Annotated in this window: 11 protein-coding genes and 1 pseudogene; all 12 read left to right on the forward strand. The window is 34.1% G+C overall.

Features of this window, described 5'->3' with window-relative positions; translation table 11 throughout:
- Positions 1 to 52: 52 nt before the first annotated feature.
- Complete coding sequence (locus HUW50_RS15440; RefSeq protein ID WP_066324439.1) at positions 53 to 943, forward strand: carbohydrate ABC transporter permease; 891 nt, start codon at positions 53 to 55, stop codon at positions 941 to 943.
- Between the two features lie 20 nt (positions 944 to 963).
- Positions 964 to 1,851: a carbohydrate ABC transporter permease gene (locus HUW50_RS15445; RefSeq protein WP_260445520.1), complete on the forward strand. Its 888-nt coding sequence runs from the start codon at positions 964 to 966 to the stop codon at positions 1,849 to 1,851.
- 155 nt (positions 1,852 to 2,006) lie between these two features.
- Positions 2,007 to 3,737, forward strand: coding sequence for a sensor histidine kinase (locus HUW50_RS15450; protein ID WP_185653016.1), 1,731 nt, complete (start codon positions 2,007 to 2,009; stop codon positions 3,735 to 3,737).
- Positions 3,738 to 3,763: 26 nt separating this feature from the next.
- Entirely contained in the window at positions 3,764 to 5,299 is a 1,536-nt protein-coding gene (locus HUW50_RS15455; protein WP_185653017.1) for a response regulator, read from the forward strand.
- Between the two features lie 414 nt (positions 5,300 to 5,713).
- Positions 5,714 to 6,661 carry a sugar ABC transporter substrate-binding protein gene (locus HUW50_RS15460; protein ID WP_066324447.1) on the forward strand — a complete coding sequence of 316 codons (948 nt, stop codon included), beginning with the start codon at positions 5,714 to 5,716 and terminating at the stop codon, positions 6,659 to 6,661.
- A 423-nt stretch (positions 6,662 to 7,084) separates the two neighbouring features.
- Positions 7,085 to 8,056, forward strand: a complete 972-nt coding sequence (locus HUW50_RS15465) for an ABC transporter substrate-binding protein (protein ID WP_185653018.1) — start codon at positions 7,085 to 7,087, stop codon at positions 8,054 to 8,056.
- A gap of 75 nt (positions 8,057 to 8,131) precedes the next feature.
- A complete protein-coding gene (locus HUW50_RS15470) occupies positions 8,132 to 9,697 on the forward strand; it encodes a sugar ABC transporter ATP-binding protein (protein ID WP_185653019.1) in 1,566 nt (521 codons plus the stop codon).
- A 50-nt stretch (positions 9,698 to 9,747) separates the two neighbouring features.
- Positions 9,748 to 10,680, forward strand: a complete 933-nt coding sequence (locus HUW50_RS15475; protein WP_221629152.1) for an ABC transporter permease — start codon at positions 9,748 to 9,750, stop codon at positions 10,678 to 10,680.
- Between the two features lie 51 nt (positions 10,681 to 10,731).
- Positions 10,732 to 11,349 (forward strand): annotated as a pseudogene (locus HUW50_RS27555) (glycoside hydrolase family 32 protein); the annotation flags it as partial.
- Between the two features lie 1,449 nt (positions 11,350 to 12,798).
- Positions 12,799 to 14,301: a glycoside hydrolase family 32 protein gene (locus HUW50_RS27560; RefSeq protein ID WP_396652638.1), complete on the forward strand. Its 1,503-nt coding sequence runs from the start codon at positions 12,799 to 12,801 to the stop codon at positions 14,299 to 14,301.
- A gap of 287 nt (positions 14,302 to 14,588) precedes the next feature.
- Positions 14,589 to 16,349, forward strand: coding sequence for a sensor histidine kinase (locus HUW50_RS15485; protein WP_066324476.1), 1,761 nt, complete (start codon positions 14,589 to 14,591; stop codon positions 16,347 to 16,349).
- Between the two features lie 137 nt (positions 16,350 to 16,486).
- Entirely contained in the window at positions 16,487 to 18,082 is a 1,596-nt protein-coding gene (locus HUW50_RS15490; protein WP_232328944.1) for a response regulator transcription factor, read from the forward strand.
- Positions 18,083 to 18,100 lie beyond the last annotated feature (18 nt).

The following is an 18,100-nucleotide window of genomic DNA, read 5'->3' on the forward strand; positions in this document are numbered from 1 at the left end:
ACCCCTTCTAAGAAGAATAGATTCACTATTTTTGTAGAAAGGAGGATTTATTATGAATTTAAGAAACAGTACACTTTCCACATTGTTCTTTTTGCCAGCAGCTATGTTTATGCTTGTATTCTTACTTTATCCAATTACCCTTTTAGTGAAGGATAGTTTTTATCACATTGACTTAATGAATCCTAGTGTAAAGGAATTTGTTGGACTCGCAAATTATATTGATTCTTTAAGTTCAGAACGATTTTTAAAGGCCCTATGGAACACGGTTGTTTATATTGGTGTTGCAGTAGGCGTGGAATTTATCCTGGGTCTCATCCTTGCTCTCCTGTTAAGTCATGCATTTAAAGGAAGTCAGGTAATCAGAACATTATTGCTTAGTCCGTTAATGCTTGCTCCATTAGTGTCAGGTCTCATCTGGAAGTTTATGCTAAATGACCAATTTGGAATTTTCAATTGGGTGCTTTACAAAATAGGAATCCTCTCTGATCCACATCAAATTCTCTGGTTGTCTGATTCTCGCTATGCTATTTATTCAACAATTATAGCTGATATATGGCTAACAACTCCATTCATCATGCTTGTTCTGTTGGCGGGAATTCAGGGTATTCCAAAAACTCTCTATGAATCAGCTGATATTGATGGTGCAAATAAATGGCACAAATTTAGATACATTACTGTGCCTTCACTAATTCCAGTGGCATCAGTTGCATTGTTAATTCGAATAATAGACGCAGCAAGAACATTTGATATTGTATGGGTATTAACGCAAGGAGGACCTGGATTTTCCTCTGAGCTTTTAAGTACGTATATGTATAAAACCTTAACCCGCTATGGACAGGTAGGACAATCGAGTGCCATGGCAGTAATATTTATTATTCTTTTACTAATCTTAAGCTCCTTCTTTATTTCAAAGATTTGGTCACCAAAGAAAAATCATTCTTAATGAACGTGAGGTGAATCAGGATGGCGGAAGTACAAGTAAATAAAACAAAGCTTTCAAGATATACATCGATTAATATAAACAAGATGAAGAAAAGACTATGGCTTCTATTTGTCATTTCATTAACCTGCATCTTAGCAATGTTGTTTCTAGGACCTTATGTTTATCTGCTTTTAACATCATTAAAACCATCAGCAGAGGCAGTAAGTTCCCCACCTACTTTATGGCCGTCTAAGTTTTCTTTTGAAAACTATCGAAATATGTTTGATTACCTGCCAGTCGGAAAATATTTTGCAAACAGTCTTATCACAGCTATTACAAGTACCTTTATAAGCGTTTTATTAGGCTCAATGGCAGCCTATGGGATATCAAGATTTACATCTGTTACAGGAAAGTACTTTTTATTATTCACTCTTGTGATTAGAATGGTACCGATGATTAGTATTGCTATTCCGATGTATATGATTATTAAAAACATGGGATTAATAGATACTCACTTGGCATTAGTATTAGTGTATACAAGTGTTAACGTACCTTTTGCGATTTGGCTTATGATTGGCTTTTTTGACTCAATCCCAAAGGAATTTGATGAAGCGGCCCGTATTGACGGATGTAGCTGGCTCGGTTCGTTCATTAGGGTAATTATCCCAGTTTCACTCCCAGGGTTAGCCACGACAGCGATCTTTACTTTTATGTTAGCATGGAATGATTTCCTGTTTGCGTTACTCATGACTAGTACTAATGCAAAAACGGCAACCGTCGGAATATCGGAATTTTTAACTGCCTATAATCTCGATCTGGGGCCTATGACAGCGGCCGCAGTTTCATTTAGCTTGCCCGTGATGATTTTTTCACTCTTTCTACAACGCTATATTGTTAGTGGGATGACTTTAGGTGCAGTAAAAGAGTAGGGATTCCTTTCAAATTAAATATTTTTTTTGAAAGGAAGGATTAGCAGGAATAAAGAGTATATTGCTTGAATACTTAAAAATAATCATAATTTTTTATTTAATTTGAACAAAATGAAAGTGCTTTCATGAGTTAAATTGTGTCTGGGGAGAAAAAAATGGACATTTTTCACGGAATAAAAGGCTCTCCTATTAAAAAGAAAATTATCTTGCTTGCTCTTTTTTCCACACTCATTCCATTACTTGTTGTTGGTCCTATTACATTTGCCTTTTTAAATAAGTCAGTTGAAAATAAGGTATCGACAACGGTCACAAACCTCTTAACGATTGTTAACTGGAATATTAATACCTTTGTTGCAGAGATCGAGGATATTTCCAATATTGTCTTCTTATCAAATGATATACATCGGTACTTAACACATAACAAAAAGGACCCAAAGCACTATATGTATGAAACATCATCAAGAAATACATTGAGTAATATCACGGTTGTTAACAAGCCTTATATTCATTCTATTTATATAGGAAATGAAAACCATGGTTTTTTAAAAGTAAACCAAGGAAACAGCAATATGAATGGTAATGTATTTAGTCAGATCGAGGATACAACCTTATACCATCAATTACTTGATAGTCCATGGAAAGGTCAGTGGTTTAATAGCAGCAAATTAAGGCTTAATGCTGGAAATGACGAGCCTTTCCTTTTCGGGAGAATGATCAGAAATCTTGGAACAAAGGATCCTATTGGCGTTTTGCTAATAAGCATTGATCCAATGATTTTCGAAAATATGTTTAAAGAGGTCAATATTCAAGGAAATATTCTAGTTTTAAATGGAGATAAAATACTTTATTCAAGAAATAAGATGGAAATGTCACCAATACAGCTGACAGAGATAATTGATGGTTCCAAGGATAATGGAACCGTCATTAACTATATTGATGGCAAAAAGAACATCATAAACTATCATACAAATGAGAACACGGATTGGAAGATTGTTAGTATTGTTCCCTTTGAAAATGTTGTTCAAGATATCAATCAGATAAGGTTGATCACGATCACCTTACTAGTAATTGCATTTATCATTTCTGTCGTCTTTGCAATTTATCTATCTAGCAGAATTACGAGAGAGCTTGGTTTATTGCGGTTAGTAACTGAACAAATGGAAAGAAGAGAAATCGTTTCTGGCATTCATTTTAATAAAGAGGATGAAATCGGTAAAATCGGTAACCGCTTTGTCGAACTTTATAATCGAAATAATGATTTAACCTTAAGACTATATGAAGCAAAAGTGAAAGAGAAGGAAGCAGAGCTTTTGGCGCTGCAAAGCCATATTAATCCCCATTTTCTTTACAATACTTTAAATGCCATGTTTTGGATGGCTGAAAAGTCAAAGGCAAAGCCAATTGCTAAAATGGCCATAAGCTTGTCAAAAATTTTTAAGCTTACATTAAACGATGGAAATCCTATAACAACCGTTAAGAACGAAATTGAACAAGTAAAAAGTTATCTTGACATTCAAAATATCCGATTTGATCATAATATCTTTTATCATTTTCAAGTTGATCCTAATATTCTTGAGGAAAAACTGATTAAACTGCTTTTACAGCCAATTGTTGAAAATGCGGTCTACCATGGGTTAGAACCTAAAAATGGTAGGGGGACTATTACAATAGTAGGGTCTATGCAGAATGATTGCTTACTATTTAAAATCATTGATACAGGGAAAGGCTTTAACACGAGTGAAATAGACATTTATTCAAAAGGCTACGCCCTAAAAAATATAAACGAAAGATTAAAGTTACATTATGGAGATGAATTTGGGTTAGATATCAATAGTAAAATTGATGAGGGCACTACTGTCATCCTAAAAGTTGGCTTGAAGCATTGAGGACAGACTAAAAGGTGGTATAAGAAATGTACAAACTTTTAATCGTCGACGATGAAAAGATTGTGATTGAAGGCTTAAATTCAGCAATTAATTGGAACGAAAATCAAATAGAACTTGTTGGTTCTGCCTCATGTGGAAAAGAAGCTCTTCAAAAAATTGTTGATATGAAACCAGATATTGTCTTACAAGATATAAGAATTCCTGGAATAAATGGGTTAGATTTAATCCAGCAAGCTAAGCAACTTAATCTTGATACTGTATTTATCATTATTAGCGGATATTCTGAATTTAGTTATGCTAAAAGAGCGATTGAGCTTGAAGCAATCGATTATTTAGTTAAACCGATTGAAGTAGAAGAAATTCTTACTTCTATAAAAAAAGCAATTTGTAAATTTGATAAACTCAAAGAAGAAAAACAAATTGATAAGAGAATGAAGTTATATGAAACTGCCTTAGATGAAAAGCAGGTACTAGAATTTATTCTTGGTAATCAAAACGTTCATCCCGATGTATTGAGGAATGTAAATGAGTATAGCTTTACTGTAATTGATTTTAAAGGTTTTAGGGAAGAACCTTCTTTAGAAGAGAAAATCCATTTCATTACTATAGGGATTAAAGCTTTATTAACAGAAAAGGGATTACAAGCTTTTCCTTATTCAATTGATAAAACGATAACAATTCTGGTATCAAACTCTAGTCAAATCACTGATTTTTTAGATGGTGTATTTAAATTGGTATCAAAGTATCACAATAGTGATGTCGCCATCGGAATTAGTCAAAGCTATTTTGATTTTTCCAAAGTAAACCATGCGTACCAAGAAGCGAAGGATTTAGTTAAGCTTGGAATTTTTACGAATAAGATATTCACGACATATACTGATTTAGAAAATATGAATAATATAATCGGTCCTAGTATGATTGAGGAAATTGATCAGTATTTTACCATATGTAAATCAGATGTTTTTTTGAAAATAAATGACATGATTGATCACATCATCAATTATTCAAAGCAAAGTAGGCTTTCTCCAAATAAATCAAAATTTTTATGCTTTAAGTGGGCTATCAATCTCCTTGAGTATATTGAAAATGAGTTTGAATTAACAAATCCAGTGGGAGAAAGACATGAGATATATGAAAAGCTTAACTCTTTGGATTCTTTAGATGAAATGAAAGCATGGCTTAGAAGATTAGCCAGTCAAATGACAGACATGTTAAATAATCATAAAATCTCTTATAATGACAAACTCATTATGGAGCTAAAAAGTTATTTAAAAACTCATTTTAGAGAACCGATTGTGTTAGAAGAGCTAGGGGAGCACTTTTATAAAAGTCCAGCCTATCTTTGCAGCTTGTTTTCAAGAAGCGCTGGGAAGACGATTTTTGAATATATTACAATTTTGAGAATGAACAGCGCAAAGGAGCTATTAAGAACTTCAAATTATAAGGTTTCAGAAATTGCAACCAAAGTAGGTTATGAGAACGACAAATATTTCTATCAGGTTTTTAAGAAAAATATAGGCATTACGCCAAGTCAGTATAGGTCACAGCATCTTGTTAAATAGATGGGGTGCCTATTTTCACCTACTGATAAATTAATAAAAAAAGTAAGTTTAATTTTATTAGAATATAATTAAACTCTCTTACGTATTAAGATTTGACTTTTTCTTAAGCAGTATATAAACATCTGAAAGAGGTGTCCACTAGTTAGAGTAGTATAGGGACGCCTCTTTTTCTTTGTGTGTTGGTTCCTTAGGGAACTACCGAAAATTTTAAATTTTCTAAACCAAAAACATTGAAATATTTCCTCTGATCATACTGTTATAGTAACGAAAAGGAGTGCTTGTCTTAAAGCTAGAGGCGTTACTTACAATCATATCTTTCGTTACAGTCCAATACTTCGGTACTGAAATTGCTTTAAGAAGTAAAACTTTTTAGGAATAACGGAGTCTTAAAAATATGAAATGATGGGATATTAAATGTTTAAAAAGTTAACACTTCTTCTATTTATCATTACATTGTCTTTTATTTTAATAGCATATATATATCAACAATCAATCGATGAAAAACCTAAAGTAACAGTTGTTTTAAAAGATTTAAATTCAGAGTATGGGAGAATGATAGAAGCTGGATTAAAAAAGGGATTCCATGATTTTGATATAGAGGGTAAGATTGTTGCACCCACTAGCGTATCATTTTTTGAGCAAGTTGACTTGTTAGAAAGTATTCTTATGGAAAAACCCGATATATTAATAATCTCCCTAATGTTTCCGGAATATAGTATCCCTACTTTAGATAAGTTTATCGAACAAGATATTCCGGTATTATTATTAGATACAGATTTTCAATGGGATAATAAAACAACCTATATTGGTACTGATAATGTTGCTTTAGGTAGAACAGCAGGAATGTTGCTCGGATCGCAACTGCAGACTGGAAATGAAGTTGCCATAATAGGATTAGATTTATATAGTCCGGTTGCATCTAAACGCATTATGGGAGCCAAACGAAGTTTAGATACTATAGGAATTAATATTATTGCAGAAAAGGTAAATGTATACTCTGAACCTTTAAGAGTTAAATCGGAGATCGAAACAATTTTAGAAAAGCATCCTAAGATTAAAGGGATAATGGCAACCAATGATGAACTGGCATTAATTGCCTTTCAGGTGATTGAAAAGCATGATCTTAAAATGCCGATCATAGGAGCAGATGGAATAAACGAAATGATTAAATTGATAGAAGAGGGAGATCTGCCCGGATCTGTAGCACAGAATCCTTATGATATGGGATATTTAAGTGTAGAAACGGCCAAGAAGGAATTAAATGGGAAAAATGTTGAAAAGCATATTGACAGTGGAATCGATATCATCATTAAAGGAAATGTGGAGCAGAGGTTAGATTTCCAGAAAAGATTGCTGAAATAAAGTAGTCTGTATTCACCTTTTTATAAAAATGAACTAAAAAAATGAATACAGTAGATTAGTAATTGACCTATCAATAGATGGGTTTATTTTTTTTGTTTCCAACATGTTTGAAATAGTATTTGAATTCAATGAATCTAAAAAAATTAAACACCTTAAAATTTTAAAGGTTAAATTCCGAAAATTTCGAAATAAGTCAACTGAAAATTTTGGTAAATTAAGTACACATCATGAAAACGCTATCAAATTGAAGAGTGTAACAAGTGTAAAACATTTTGTACCTATATTAGTTGATCTGCAAAATTCTGTAACCCTGTAAAGATCGATTAGATAGGAACAATCATGAGGTGATGCGATGGTAGAGTAAATACTTCAAAATCATTTATATTTTCATTTATTACTATTAATCATAATGAGGTGAACAGTATGAAAAGGAATGTAAAAAGACTAGTCTCAATTTTGCTGGTATTAGTAATTGGTCTTATCACTGCTTGTAGCAATTCAAACCAATCTTCTGAAAGCGCTTCAGGAGAAGGGGGTAATGAAAAGAAATTAACGATTGCATTAACTGTTGGGACATTAGCAAATCCATTCTTTCTATCAATGAGCAAAGGAGTTGAGGATGCGGGTAAAGAACTAGGCGCTGAAGTAATTGTAGAAAGTGCTGAATATGATCTAGCAAAGCAAACCTCGCAAATTGAAAACTTTATTACTAAAAAGGTAGATATCATTCTATTAAATGCAGTTGATACAAAAGGAATTGCAGCAGCAGTTCAACAGGCAAAAGCTGAAGGAATTCCTGTAATAGCAGTTGATACGAATGCGGAAGGCGGTGTTGATGCTACAGTAACTTCAGATAACTATCAGGCTGGTAAACTTGCTGGGGAGTATGTAGTTGAGCAATTAGGTGGTAAAGGTAATATAGCGATTATTGATGGACCTCCAGTTTCTGCAGTAACAGATCGTATAAAAGGCTTTGAGGATGTCATAAAAGATTCTGAAATTAAAGTCGTGGCAAAGCAAAATGGTGAAGGAAATCGTGAAAAGGCATTAACTGTGATGGAAAGTATTTTACAAGCAAATCCTTCAGGTACAATTGATGCCGTATTTGCGATAAATGATCCAGAAGCAATTGGTGTTGAAATTGCTCAAGAGCAAGCTGGACGTAAAGATGAATTCTTCATTGTTGGTGTCGATGGTGCTCCTGAAGCAACGGAAGCGATGGCTAAGGATGGAAGTACTTTTACTGCTACTTCAGCTCAATCGCCTAGTGATATGGTGAAAAAAGCAGTTGAAATTGGAATGAAGGTAAAAAATGGAGAAGATGTTGAAGAGCTTATTAAAGTTCCAGTAGAGCTTGTTACACAGGAATCATTAGATTCTTACAAAGGTTGGTAAGCCTCCTTCATACAAAAGGCTGATAGGAACCATAACCTTATCAGTCTTTTAAAACATTAAAAGAGGTGATGATAAATGATTTTAAAAGAGAAGTTAATAAAGAATGAAATAATTGCAAAAGAGCCCATTTTAAATATGGAGGGTATTAGTAAAACATTTTCTGGTGTAACGGTTTTGAATAATGTAAGAATAATGCTTTATCCAGGGGAAGTACATGCATTAATGGGGGAAAACGGTGCTGGTAAATCTACTTTCATGAAAATTTTAGCAGGGATTCATATTCCTGACAATAATGGTGGCACTATTATGATGAAAGGGAAACCGATTACTTGGAAAGATCCTGTTGATGCAAGAAACAAAGGAATAAGTGTTATTCATCAAGAGCTCAATCTGTCTCCTAATTTAACAATAAGTGAGAATATATTATTGGGCTCAACTTTCCCCAAAAATAGACTAGGAATGGTCAAATGGGATGAAGTTCATGAACGAGCACAACAAGTATTAGATTCGATGGGGTCTAATCTTAACCCACGTCAATTGGTTTCGTCACTTAGCGTTGCTCAACAACAGATGGTTGAGATCGCAAGGGCGTTATCGTTTAAGGCTGAAGTGCTAATAATGGATGAGCCGACTGCTTCCTTAACGGATAAAGAAATTACGAAACTATTTGAAATCATTAGTGACTTAAAGAAGCAAGGGGTTGCCATTGTTTATATTTCTCACCGGATGGAAGAAATTTTTCAAATATCTGATCGGTTTACCGTTTTACGTGATGGAGAGTGGATAACAAGTGGGCCCATTCACGAGACTAATCCTGATGATCTCGTGAAATTAATGGTTGGAAGAGATTTAAAAGATTTATTTAATCGCTCAAAACCATCATATTCACCAGATTCTAAAGAGGTTGTACCTGCTCTAGAGTTAAGGGATATTTCCGATAACACCATTGTGAAAGATGTTTCTTTAAAAATTTATCCTGGTGAAATTGTCGGTTTAGCTGGACTTATGGGTGCAGGAAGAACAGAGTTGGTAAGAACCATTTTCGGTATTTCTGAGGTAAGGAGTGGAGAAATACTCGTCGATGGCAAAAAAGTGACAATTAAATCAACAATTGATGCCATTACGAATGGGATTGCCCATGTACCTGAGAGCAGGAAAGAACAAGGTTTATTTTTATCGATGTCAGTTAAAGAGAACATCATCATGACAAAGATGAAAAACCATTCTAAAGCAGGATTTCTTAGTTGGAAGCAGATAAATGAAAACGCAAACAACTGTATAAAGGACTTAAATATAAAAATAGCTTCTCCAGATCAGCAGGTGTCAAACTTAAGTGGTGGAAATCAACAAAAAGTAGTAATCGCTAAATGGCTACTGATATCACCGAAGGTATTACTACTTGATGAACCGACAAGAGGAGTTGATATCGGTGCTAAGACTGAGATACATAAAATTATCTCACAGCTTGCAGACGAAGGTTTAGCTGTATTAATGATATCATCTGAGCTTCCTGAAGTATTAGGGGTAAGTGATCGAATCCTTGTCATGAACGAAGGTAGATTAACTGGAGAACTATTAAAAGAAGAGGCTACCCAAGAAAAAATTATGTACTTAGCAAGTTTAGGAGGGAAAAGTAATTGAATGGAAATACCCAAACAGTTTCTCATATTCATAGTCAAAAGATAAGTAAAATGCTTCTTTCATTATGGAATCGATTAGGTATGGTGATGATTCTATTATTACTGTGTATCGTGCTTTCATTTACAGCACCAAACTTTTTAGATACTGCTAATTTATTAAATGTATTAAAACAGGTTTCCATTATTGCTATTTTAGCTGCTGGTATGTCCATTGTTATTTTAACTGGTGGAATCGATTTATCAGTTGGTTCAACTGTTGCTCTTTCTGGAGTTATTTCTGTAATGGTATCTTCTGCGGGTGTTAATCCTTTCATCGCGATGGGATCAGGTATAGCGGTGGGTTATGCTATAGGACTCATTAATGGATTTTTAACTGCCAAAGCAAAATTACCAGCTTTTATCGTAACATTAGGGAGTTTCACATATGTTCGTGGGCTTGCCTATGTCATTAGTGGTGGATATCCAATTGTTTTACAAAATGAAACATTTAAATTCATTGGTGGAGGAAGCTTTATAGGAATACCGATGCCAATTTATCTTATGATTTTGGTGTATGCTGTCATGATTGCCATTCTTAAATATACAATGTTTGGTCGCCATATTTATGCAATTGGTGGTAATGAGGAAGCTGCAAGGCTAACAGGGATCAAGGTTGATAGGTCTTTAATTAATGTTTATTCAATTAGTGGTTTACTTGCTGGTTTAGGCGGTGTTGTATTAGCTGGGAGGTTGTACTCTGGTCAACCAACTGCTGGACAAATGTATGAATTAGACGCAATTGCTGCTGTGATTTTAGGCGGTACAAGTTTAACAGGCGGAAAAGGAAAAATACAAGGAACAATTATCGGGGTTTTAATTATGGGAGTGATCAGTAACGGGCTAACTCTAATGGATGTGAACTATTATTGGCAGTTAGTTGTAAAAGGCGGAGTGATTGTAGCAGCTGTCTTAATTGATCGATTAAGAGGAAAAAGCCTAGCATGATAGTAAAAGCTTTTAAAAAAGGGGTGTGGGTAAATGAAGAAAATAATTAGTATGTTACTAATTTCTTTCATAATGATTTGTATACCATTAACTAGTTTTGCTGAAGATCCTGGTTATTATCAAGAGCCATATCGAAATCAATTTCATTTTTCTCCTGAAGCAAACTGGATGAATGATCCGAATGGGATGGTTTATTACGAAGGAGAATATCATTTGTTTTATCAGTATAACCCCTATGGAACAACATGGGGACCGATGCATTGGGGACATGCTGTAAGTGAAGATCTTGTTCATTGGGAGCATTTACCGATTGCATTATCTCCTGATGAAAATGGGCAAATTTTTTCAGGTAGTGCTGTGATTGATTGGAATAATACAGCGGGCTTTGGGAAAGAAGCAATGGTTGCGATCTTCACTCATGCAGGGGAAAAAGGTCAAGTCCAAAGTCTTGCTTATAGCTTGGATAAAGGTAGAAATTGGGAGATGTATAAAGGTAATCCGGTCATGCCAAATCCCCCTATTCCTGATTGGCGTGATCCAAAAGTTTTTTGGCATGATGATACAAATAAGTGGGTGATGTCTTTAGCAGCAAAGGATAAAATTATGTTTTACACATCTTCAAATTTAAAAGAATGGGAGTATGCAAGTGAATTTGGTCAAGATGGTGGAATCCAAGCAAATAGTCTTGATCGAACTTCGTATGCGATATCTTCAGAAGCAGGAGGTTCATTTAGCTATGAGGGTGATATAACACTAAACGAAAAGAATAGTCGAGAGGGTGCCGGTGGTCTAGTTTTTCGTGCAGATAAAAGTGCAAATAATGGCTATGTGGCGAACTTGGATGCAAAGAATAATGTGATTACTTTAACTAAACTTGTTAACGGAAAAGAAGAGGAATTGGCGAGAAAATCTTATCTTCTTGATACGTCTTCAACTTTTCATGTCAAAGTGGTAACTGAAGATGAAGAGATTCAACTATTTGTGAATGATCAAGCAGTTATGAAAGAAGTAGATCATGAATTTAATTACGGATATTTTGGTTTATCTGCATGGAATTCAACTGCTGCATTTCGTAATGTAGAGTTTGAAAATTCATCTAACTTTGAAACCAACTTATCAAAATGGACAGTAATAAATGGAATATGGGAAGATACGTTGTATGGAAAAAGTGGAACTGCTAAGGAAGATGCGTTTACCATGAGTGGACAGTCAGGGGATAACTTTTTATATGAAGCTGATGTTGATCTATCAAAGAGTGAAAATGGAGTAGGTTCACTTGTTTTCCGAGCAGATGCTAATGCAAAAAATGGTTACTTTGCAACTCTTGATTCTTTGAACAATGAATTAAACATTATGAAAATAGAAAATGGAAGCGCTTCTAAACTAGCAGAAAAAACAGTTTCACTAGAAACAGATAAGAATTATCATGTCCAAGTTAGTACTTACGATCAGAATATTAAGATTTATTTAGATGGTAAGCTTATCCATAATGTAAATGATTCAACGTTCTCGAAAGGGCAATTTGGGTTACATGTTTCAAATTCTTCTGTTCTTTTTCAAGATGTCCAATTAGGTAAAAATATCATGACTAATGAGAAAAATATCATCAACCATGATTTTGAGTCAGGTGATTTAACTGGATGGACTCCTATCCAAGGGAATGCATTTACAAAAGATCATGTGACAGATGCTAAAATTTTCTGGGGAGGTTCATTCGATCATCAAGGAACCTATCACTTATGGGGATTTTCTGATCTTCACAAGGGTGATGATGCAACAGGTGAACTACGTTCTTCCTATTTTAAATTAGGCGGCTCAGGAGAGATCAATTTAATGATAGGAGGCGGTAATGATATTAATAACCGCTATGTGTCATTAGTTAGAGCTTCTGATGATCAAGAGTTAATTCGTCAAGCTAATACAAAATTTGAAGATGAAAAGTATAAAAAATATGTATGGGATGCTTCAGAGTTTATTGGGGAAGTCTTGTATATTAAAGCTGTTGATCATGCGACGGGTGGCTGGGGCCATATTAACATAGATGATATTCATGTTTATAATGAGGGACCAATGCCAAATGAAGTTGACCAAGTTGCAAAGAAACCTGCAAAAAGAGAAATGAAACAGAGTGGTATCATTTCAGATTGGACTGGTGTTTCTGGAGAGTGGATACCTTCTACAAATGGTAGTAATGGTGGAATTTGGGAATGTCCAACGTTAATAGAATTACCTATTGATGGTGACCCTAGAAAAACAAAATGGGTGTTACAAGTTAGTATTAATGACGGTGCTCCAGCAGGTGGGTCTGGAATGCAATATTTTGTAGGTAGCTTTGATGGTAAAACGTTTAAAAATGACAATCCTGCGGATAAAGTATTATGGGCTGATTATGGAGCTGATTATTATGCTGCAGTTGATTGGAGTGGGATTGAAGGAGAAAATGGTGAAAAATATTGGCTTGGATGGATGAGCAATTGGCTATATGCAAATCATACACCGACTACAACGTGGAGAAGCTCTACGACATTACCGAGAAAGATGGAGCTCACTCAAACAGAAGGTGGCTTACGTTTAAAACAAACTCCAGTCTCTTTAAATAGTATTCGTGATAGAAAAGAGAAAGTTTCATTTGCGAATAAAGTGATATCAAGTGATCGTAATCTTTTATCAAACCTGTCAGAAGATACTTTTGAAATGATCGCTGAATTTGATATAAAGGATACAGATGCAACTGAATTCGGGTTCAAGGTTCGTAAAGGAGCTAAGGAATATACAACAATTGGTTATGATGTTAGCACTAAGCAGCTTTTCGTTGACCGAACAAATTCTGGAAGCTTTGATTATGGCAGCAATGTAGTAGGCAAACATGAGGGACCTCTAACTGACACTAATGGCACAGTAAAAATGCATATCTTTGTAGACCGTTCTGCTGTTGAGGTATTCGGAAATAATGGTGAAACAGTAATTACAGATCAAATCTTCCCAGATCCATTAAGTAAAGAATTAGAGCTTTATAGTAAAGGTGGAAATGTTACATTAAAATCATTGGAAATATACCCTTTAAAAAGTATATGGAAGAAAAAAAGTCCATTTAAGTCAAAATTATCAGGCTGGACGACAATTAACGGCAAATGGGCTGACACAATAAATGGAAAACAGGGACAAAGTGATGGCGATGCTTTCATTTTAGCTGATGAATCTGATAAAGACTTTACGTACGAAGCGGATATTAAGGTACTTGATACTGATTCACATCCAAATGACCCAGAAAAAGATACGATTGGAAACTTAGTTGGTGCAGGTGGTTTGGTTTTTCGCTCAGATTTAACCGCGAAAAACTCGTATGTTCTAAATCTTGATGTAAGAAATAATGTCGTGAAACTCATTAAGTTTGTTAATGGTATTGGATCTGAGCTTGTAGTTTATAATGATGATGGAAAGCTAAATTTAATGACAAATAAAGAGTATCATCTAAAAGTTGTTACGGAAGATAGTCACATTAAAGCTTATTTAGACAACAAGCTCATTATTAATAAGAAAGACGATACGTTTAATGAAGGGTATTTTGGATTAAATGTTTGGAGTTCAACAGTTGTATTTAATAAAGTGAAGGTAAAATGAAGAAAGGAAATAAGGAATCGGATAGATAAAGATTAATGTTAAAAAGATTCTATATCATTTCATGGTAGTTTTCTATATATTTTGGGAGCGGCTACTATAGTCGCTCTTTTAAATGATTCTTTTATATATTTCCTTTCTTTTCGTGCATTTGATTATATGAACAATACACTGGTTAGATTAATTGATCCAAAACCATATGGTATGATGAAAAAGTCTATAATAGATTAAAAAGAATTACAATTGCCTTGAATATGTTTAAAGAAGGTTTTTATTATCTGGGAGGCTATATGCTTTTTTCATTACGGAATCGACTATTTATTATTTTTACTTTATTATTAACGATCCCTTTTCTTATTCTATCCATTATCATTCCAAGTTGGTTTACTTCAATTATGGAGGAACAAACGAAGAATTCAACAGTGGAAATGATGGACCAGTATTCTATCTATATTGATTCAATCACTTCACAAGCAGAGGACCTAGGGAAACAGGTTCTTGTTAATCAAACAACTCAACAATGGATGAAGTCAGAAACAGAGGTTTCCAATGTAACAAGTGATCAGCGATTATTAATGAAAAATCAGGTGCAGAGACAGTTATCTTCCATGATGATTAACAATTCCAAATCCATGTCCATATCTGTTTTTCTTAATGATGGTACCGGGGTATGGGGGGATCTTTCAACATTACAGAATACAGAGTGGTTCACAAATTTTATTGAAAATGACCAGCGGTGGGTAAAAACCCACAATGACATTATTGCAGAAAATGTAAATAGTTATCTTATTCCTCTATTTGATTTGTATACGCTTGATTTAACAGGAGTAATTAAAGTTAATATTCCATCTGCATTGCTTGAAACAGCATTGAGTAAAATCAAACTTGGTGAAAAGGGTCGTGTTTATTTAGTAGATAGTAAAGGAGCAAATGTATTATCAGGAAAGATCAAGACTCCGAATTATGTATTGAATAAAAGTTTAAAAGAAATATCAAATAGTCAACAAAATAAAGGTCTAATCGAAACCGCTCATCAAGGTGAAGAATACCTTGTATTTTTCCAAAAGTTAAAAATTGGTGATTGGGTTCTGGTTAGTGAGATTACCAAGTCTGAATTGTTCTTAAAAATTAATACATTACAAAAGAACTTGTTGATAACAAGTGCTCTAATTTTTATCTTAACGATAATTGCATCTTATATTCTTTCCTCTACTATTGTAAGACCTTTAGGAAAGCTTACAAAAGCAATGAAATATATTGAACATGGAGATTTTTTTGGAGCAAAAGGTTTTATGCAGGCAATTAAACCTTATAACGATGAAGTAGGCTATGCTATAAAAGTATTTGATCATACAATCGACAAACTAAATTTCTTAATTCAAACAGAATACGAAGCGAATATTCGTAGAAAAGATGCTGAATACAAAGCTTTATTATTACAAATTAATCCTCATTTTTTAAACAATACTCTTGAAATTATTGGGGGATTAGCTGCCCAGGGTAAAAACAAAGAGGTTATGAATGTAAGCATTCATTTAGGCCGAATGATGAGGTATTCCTTAAATACTCAAAGTGATGTCGTAAGATTAGGTGAGGAAATCGCTTATATACGAGATTTTACTGATATATTAAAGCTTCGATATGAAGATGCGATTACTGTAGAAATTGAAGAAGATCCAGAAACAAAATTTGTGCCGATGATTAAATTTATTATACAGCCTCTTGTTGAAAACGCAGTAAAATATAGTTTTATAAATAAACAGTTTGCCCAGCTAAAAATAAAAACGGAAAACTGTGGAGATGAAATATTTATTATCGTTGAAGACCATGGAATAGGGATGACTGAAGAGGTCGTTACAGACTTACTGGATACAGAATTAAATAATGAATCAAGCAATGTGTTAAAAAGCAAAGGTAGCAGTATTGGTCTTAAAAATGTATTAGGCCGTTTGAAGTTATACTATGGTGAAAACTTCTCTTATAACATTCAATCTGAAAGGGAAAAGGGTACAAAAATTACTCTGTGTATAAAAAGAAACTCCCATCAGTAAGGTGGATTTCTCTTCTTCATATGGTTAGAGAGACTATCAGGCTTTTTTCGGGAAGGTATAGTTTATCACTTTCCATAAACCACTTAAGTTTAAAATGGATATTTCAACAAGCGATCAAGTTATTGGGGGGGATATACATGTTGAAGGTAATCATTGCTGATGATGAAATACAAATTCGAAAAGGGTTACGGATGAAAGTAGCGTGGGAAGAGGAAGGTTTTCAAATTGTTGAAGAAGCTTCGAATGGACAAGAATCACTGGACTTGTTAAAAAAGATGAAGGTAGATGTAGTCATTACAGATGTAAGGATGCCAATCATGGATGGTATTGAATTTGTGAAACAATGTCATCATGAACACCCGAATGTTAAAGTAATTGTCTTATCAGGTTATTCCGATTTTGAGTATGTAAGATCATCGATGATAGAAGGTGTGAAAGATTACCTTTTAAAACCAGTCGCTCCTGATGAATTAGTAGAAGCTTTGAGACGAATTAGATCGGAAATAGAGAAAGAAAAGAAAAGGCAGCTCGAATCTGATCAAATGAAAAGGCTTGTTCACAACCAGTTGGAAGAAATGCGGGAACAATATTTGCTCCATTTGGTTAAGGAAGAATGGTCAGAACTCACAGTTACAATTGAGAGGCTTCAGCAATTGCAGTTAAATGATTTTGCGAATGAAGACGTACATTTTCAGTTTGTAACGGTGGAAGTAAGAGGAGCAGATCGGGAATCTAATATAAAGGAACTGTGGCTTCCTTTTAGAATGCTATGCAAGGAAATTGCTAAAGAACACGATGGAACTTATTCTTTCTATGATGCAAGTTATGCAAATATGATTCACTTTATCCATAGAGTAGATTCCAACCAGTTAAATTCTAAATCTCCATTGATTAGAAAAATTCAACGACATGTAAAGGAATTCATGAACATAGAAACAGTGATAGGTATTGGAAAGGTTGTTACTGGTCTGACAGAATGTAAAAATGGTTATATATCAGCATTGCTTTCTTGGAGTCAAAGCCAATTAGGCTCACAATCACAGGTGATAGAGGAGACAATGAATAAGGAAGTATTTGAGTTTACAGCTGATGTTGAAAAGAAATTAATTAACACAATCGAAACTGAAAATCATGAGGACTTTAAGAAAACTATTTATTCAATTTTGGGAGAAATGAATCACCAATCGATTATGTCCTTTTCTTTTGTTGCCAATCGAGTGCTATTTATGTTAGGTTCTTTAGCAAAAAAGTATGATATTGATACGATTGAAATAAATAATACGATATGGAATTGCCAACAGAGGATATGGGAGCTTAACTCTCAAAACAGGGTCATAGAACAGCTCATTCATTTGGCGCACTCTATCATTAAAAAGGTACATGAAGACCGTTGCTCCTCAAATGGGGTAGCAATCGTAGAAAATGTTCGTCGTTATTTAGAACAGCATTATGCAAATGAAATTTCGCTTACTACTTTGGCAGATAAGTTCCATATTAATAGTACGTATTTGTCTGAAATTTTCAAACACAACATTGGGCAAAACTTTAGTGATTATCTGATCAGCTTACGAATGGATCATGCTCAAGCTTTTTTAAAAGATAAACAACTTAAAATAATTGACGTAGCTCACTTAGTGGGTTTTTCAAATTCAGGTTATTTTAGTACAGTATTTAAAAAACACTTTGGTCAAACACCAGTTGAATTCCGTAAATCGCAAAATTTGAATAGATAAATTCATAACAAAGAAGGG

Origin of the sequence: Metabacillus sp. KUDC1714, from assembly GCF_014217835.1 — a bacterium.
Taxonomy (GTDB): domain Bacteria; phylum Bacillota; class Bacilli; order Bacillales; family Bacillaceae; genus Metabacillus; species Metabacillus rhizosphaerae.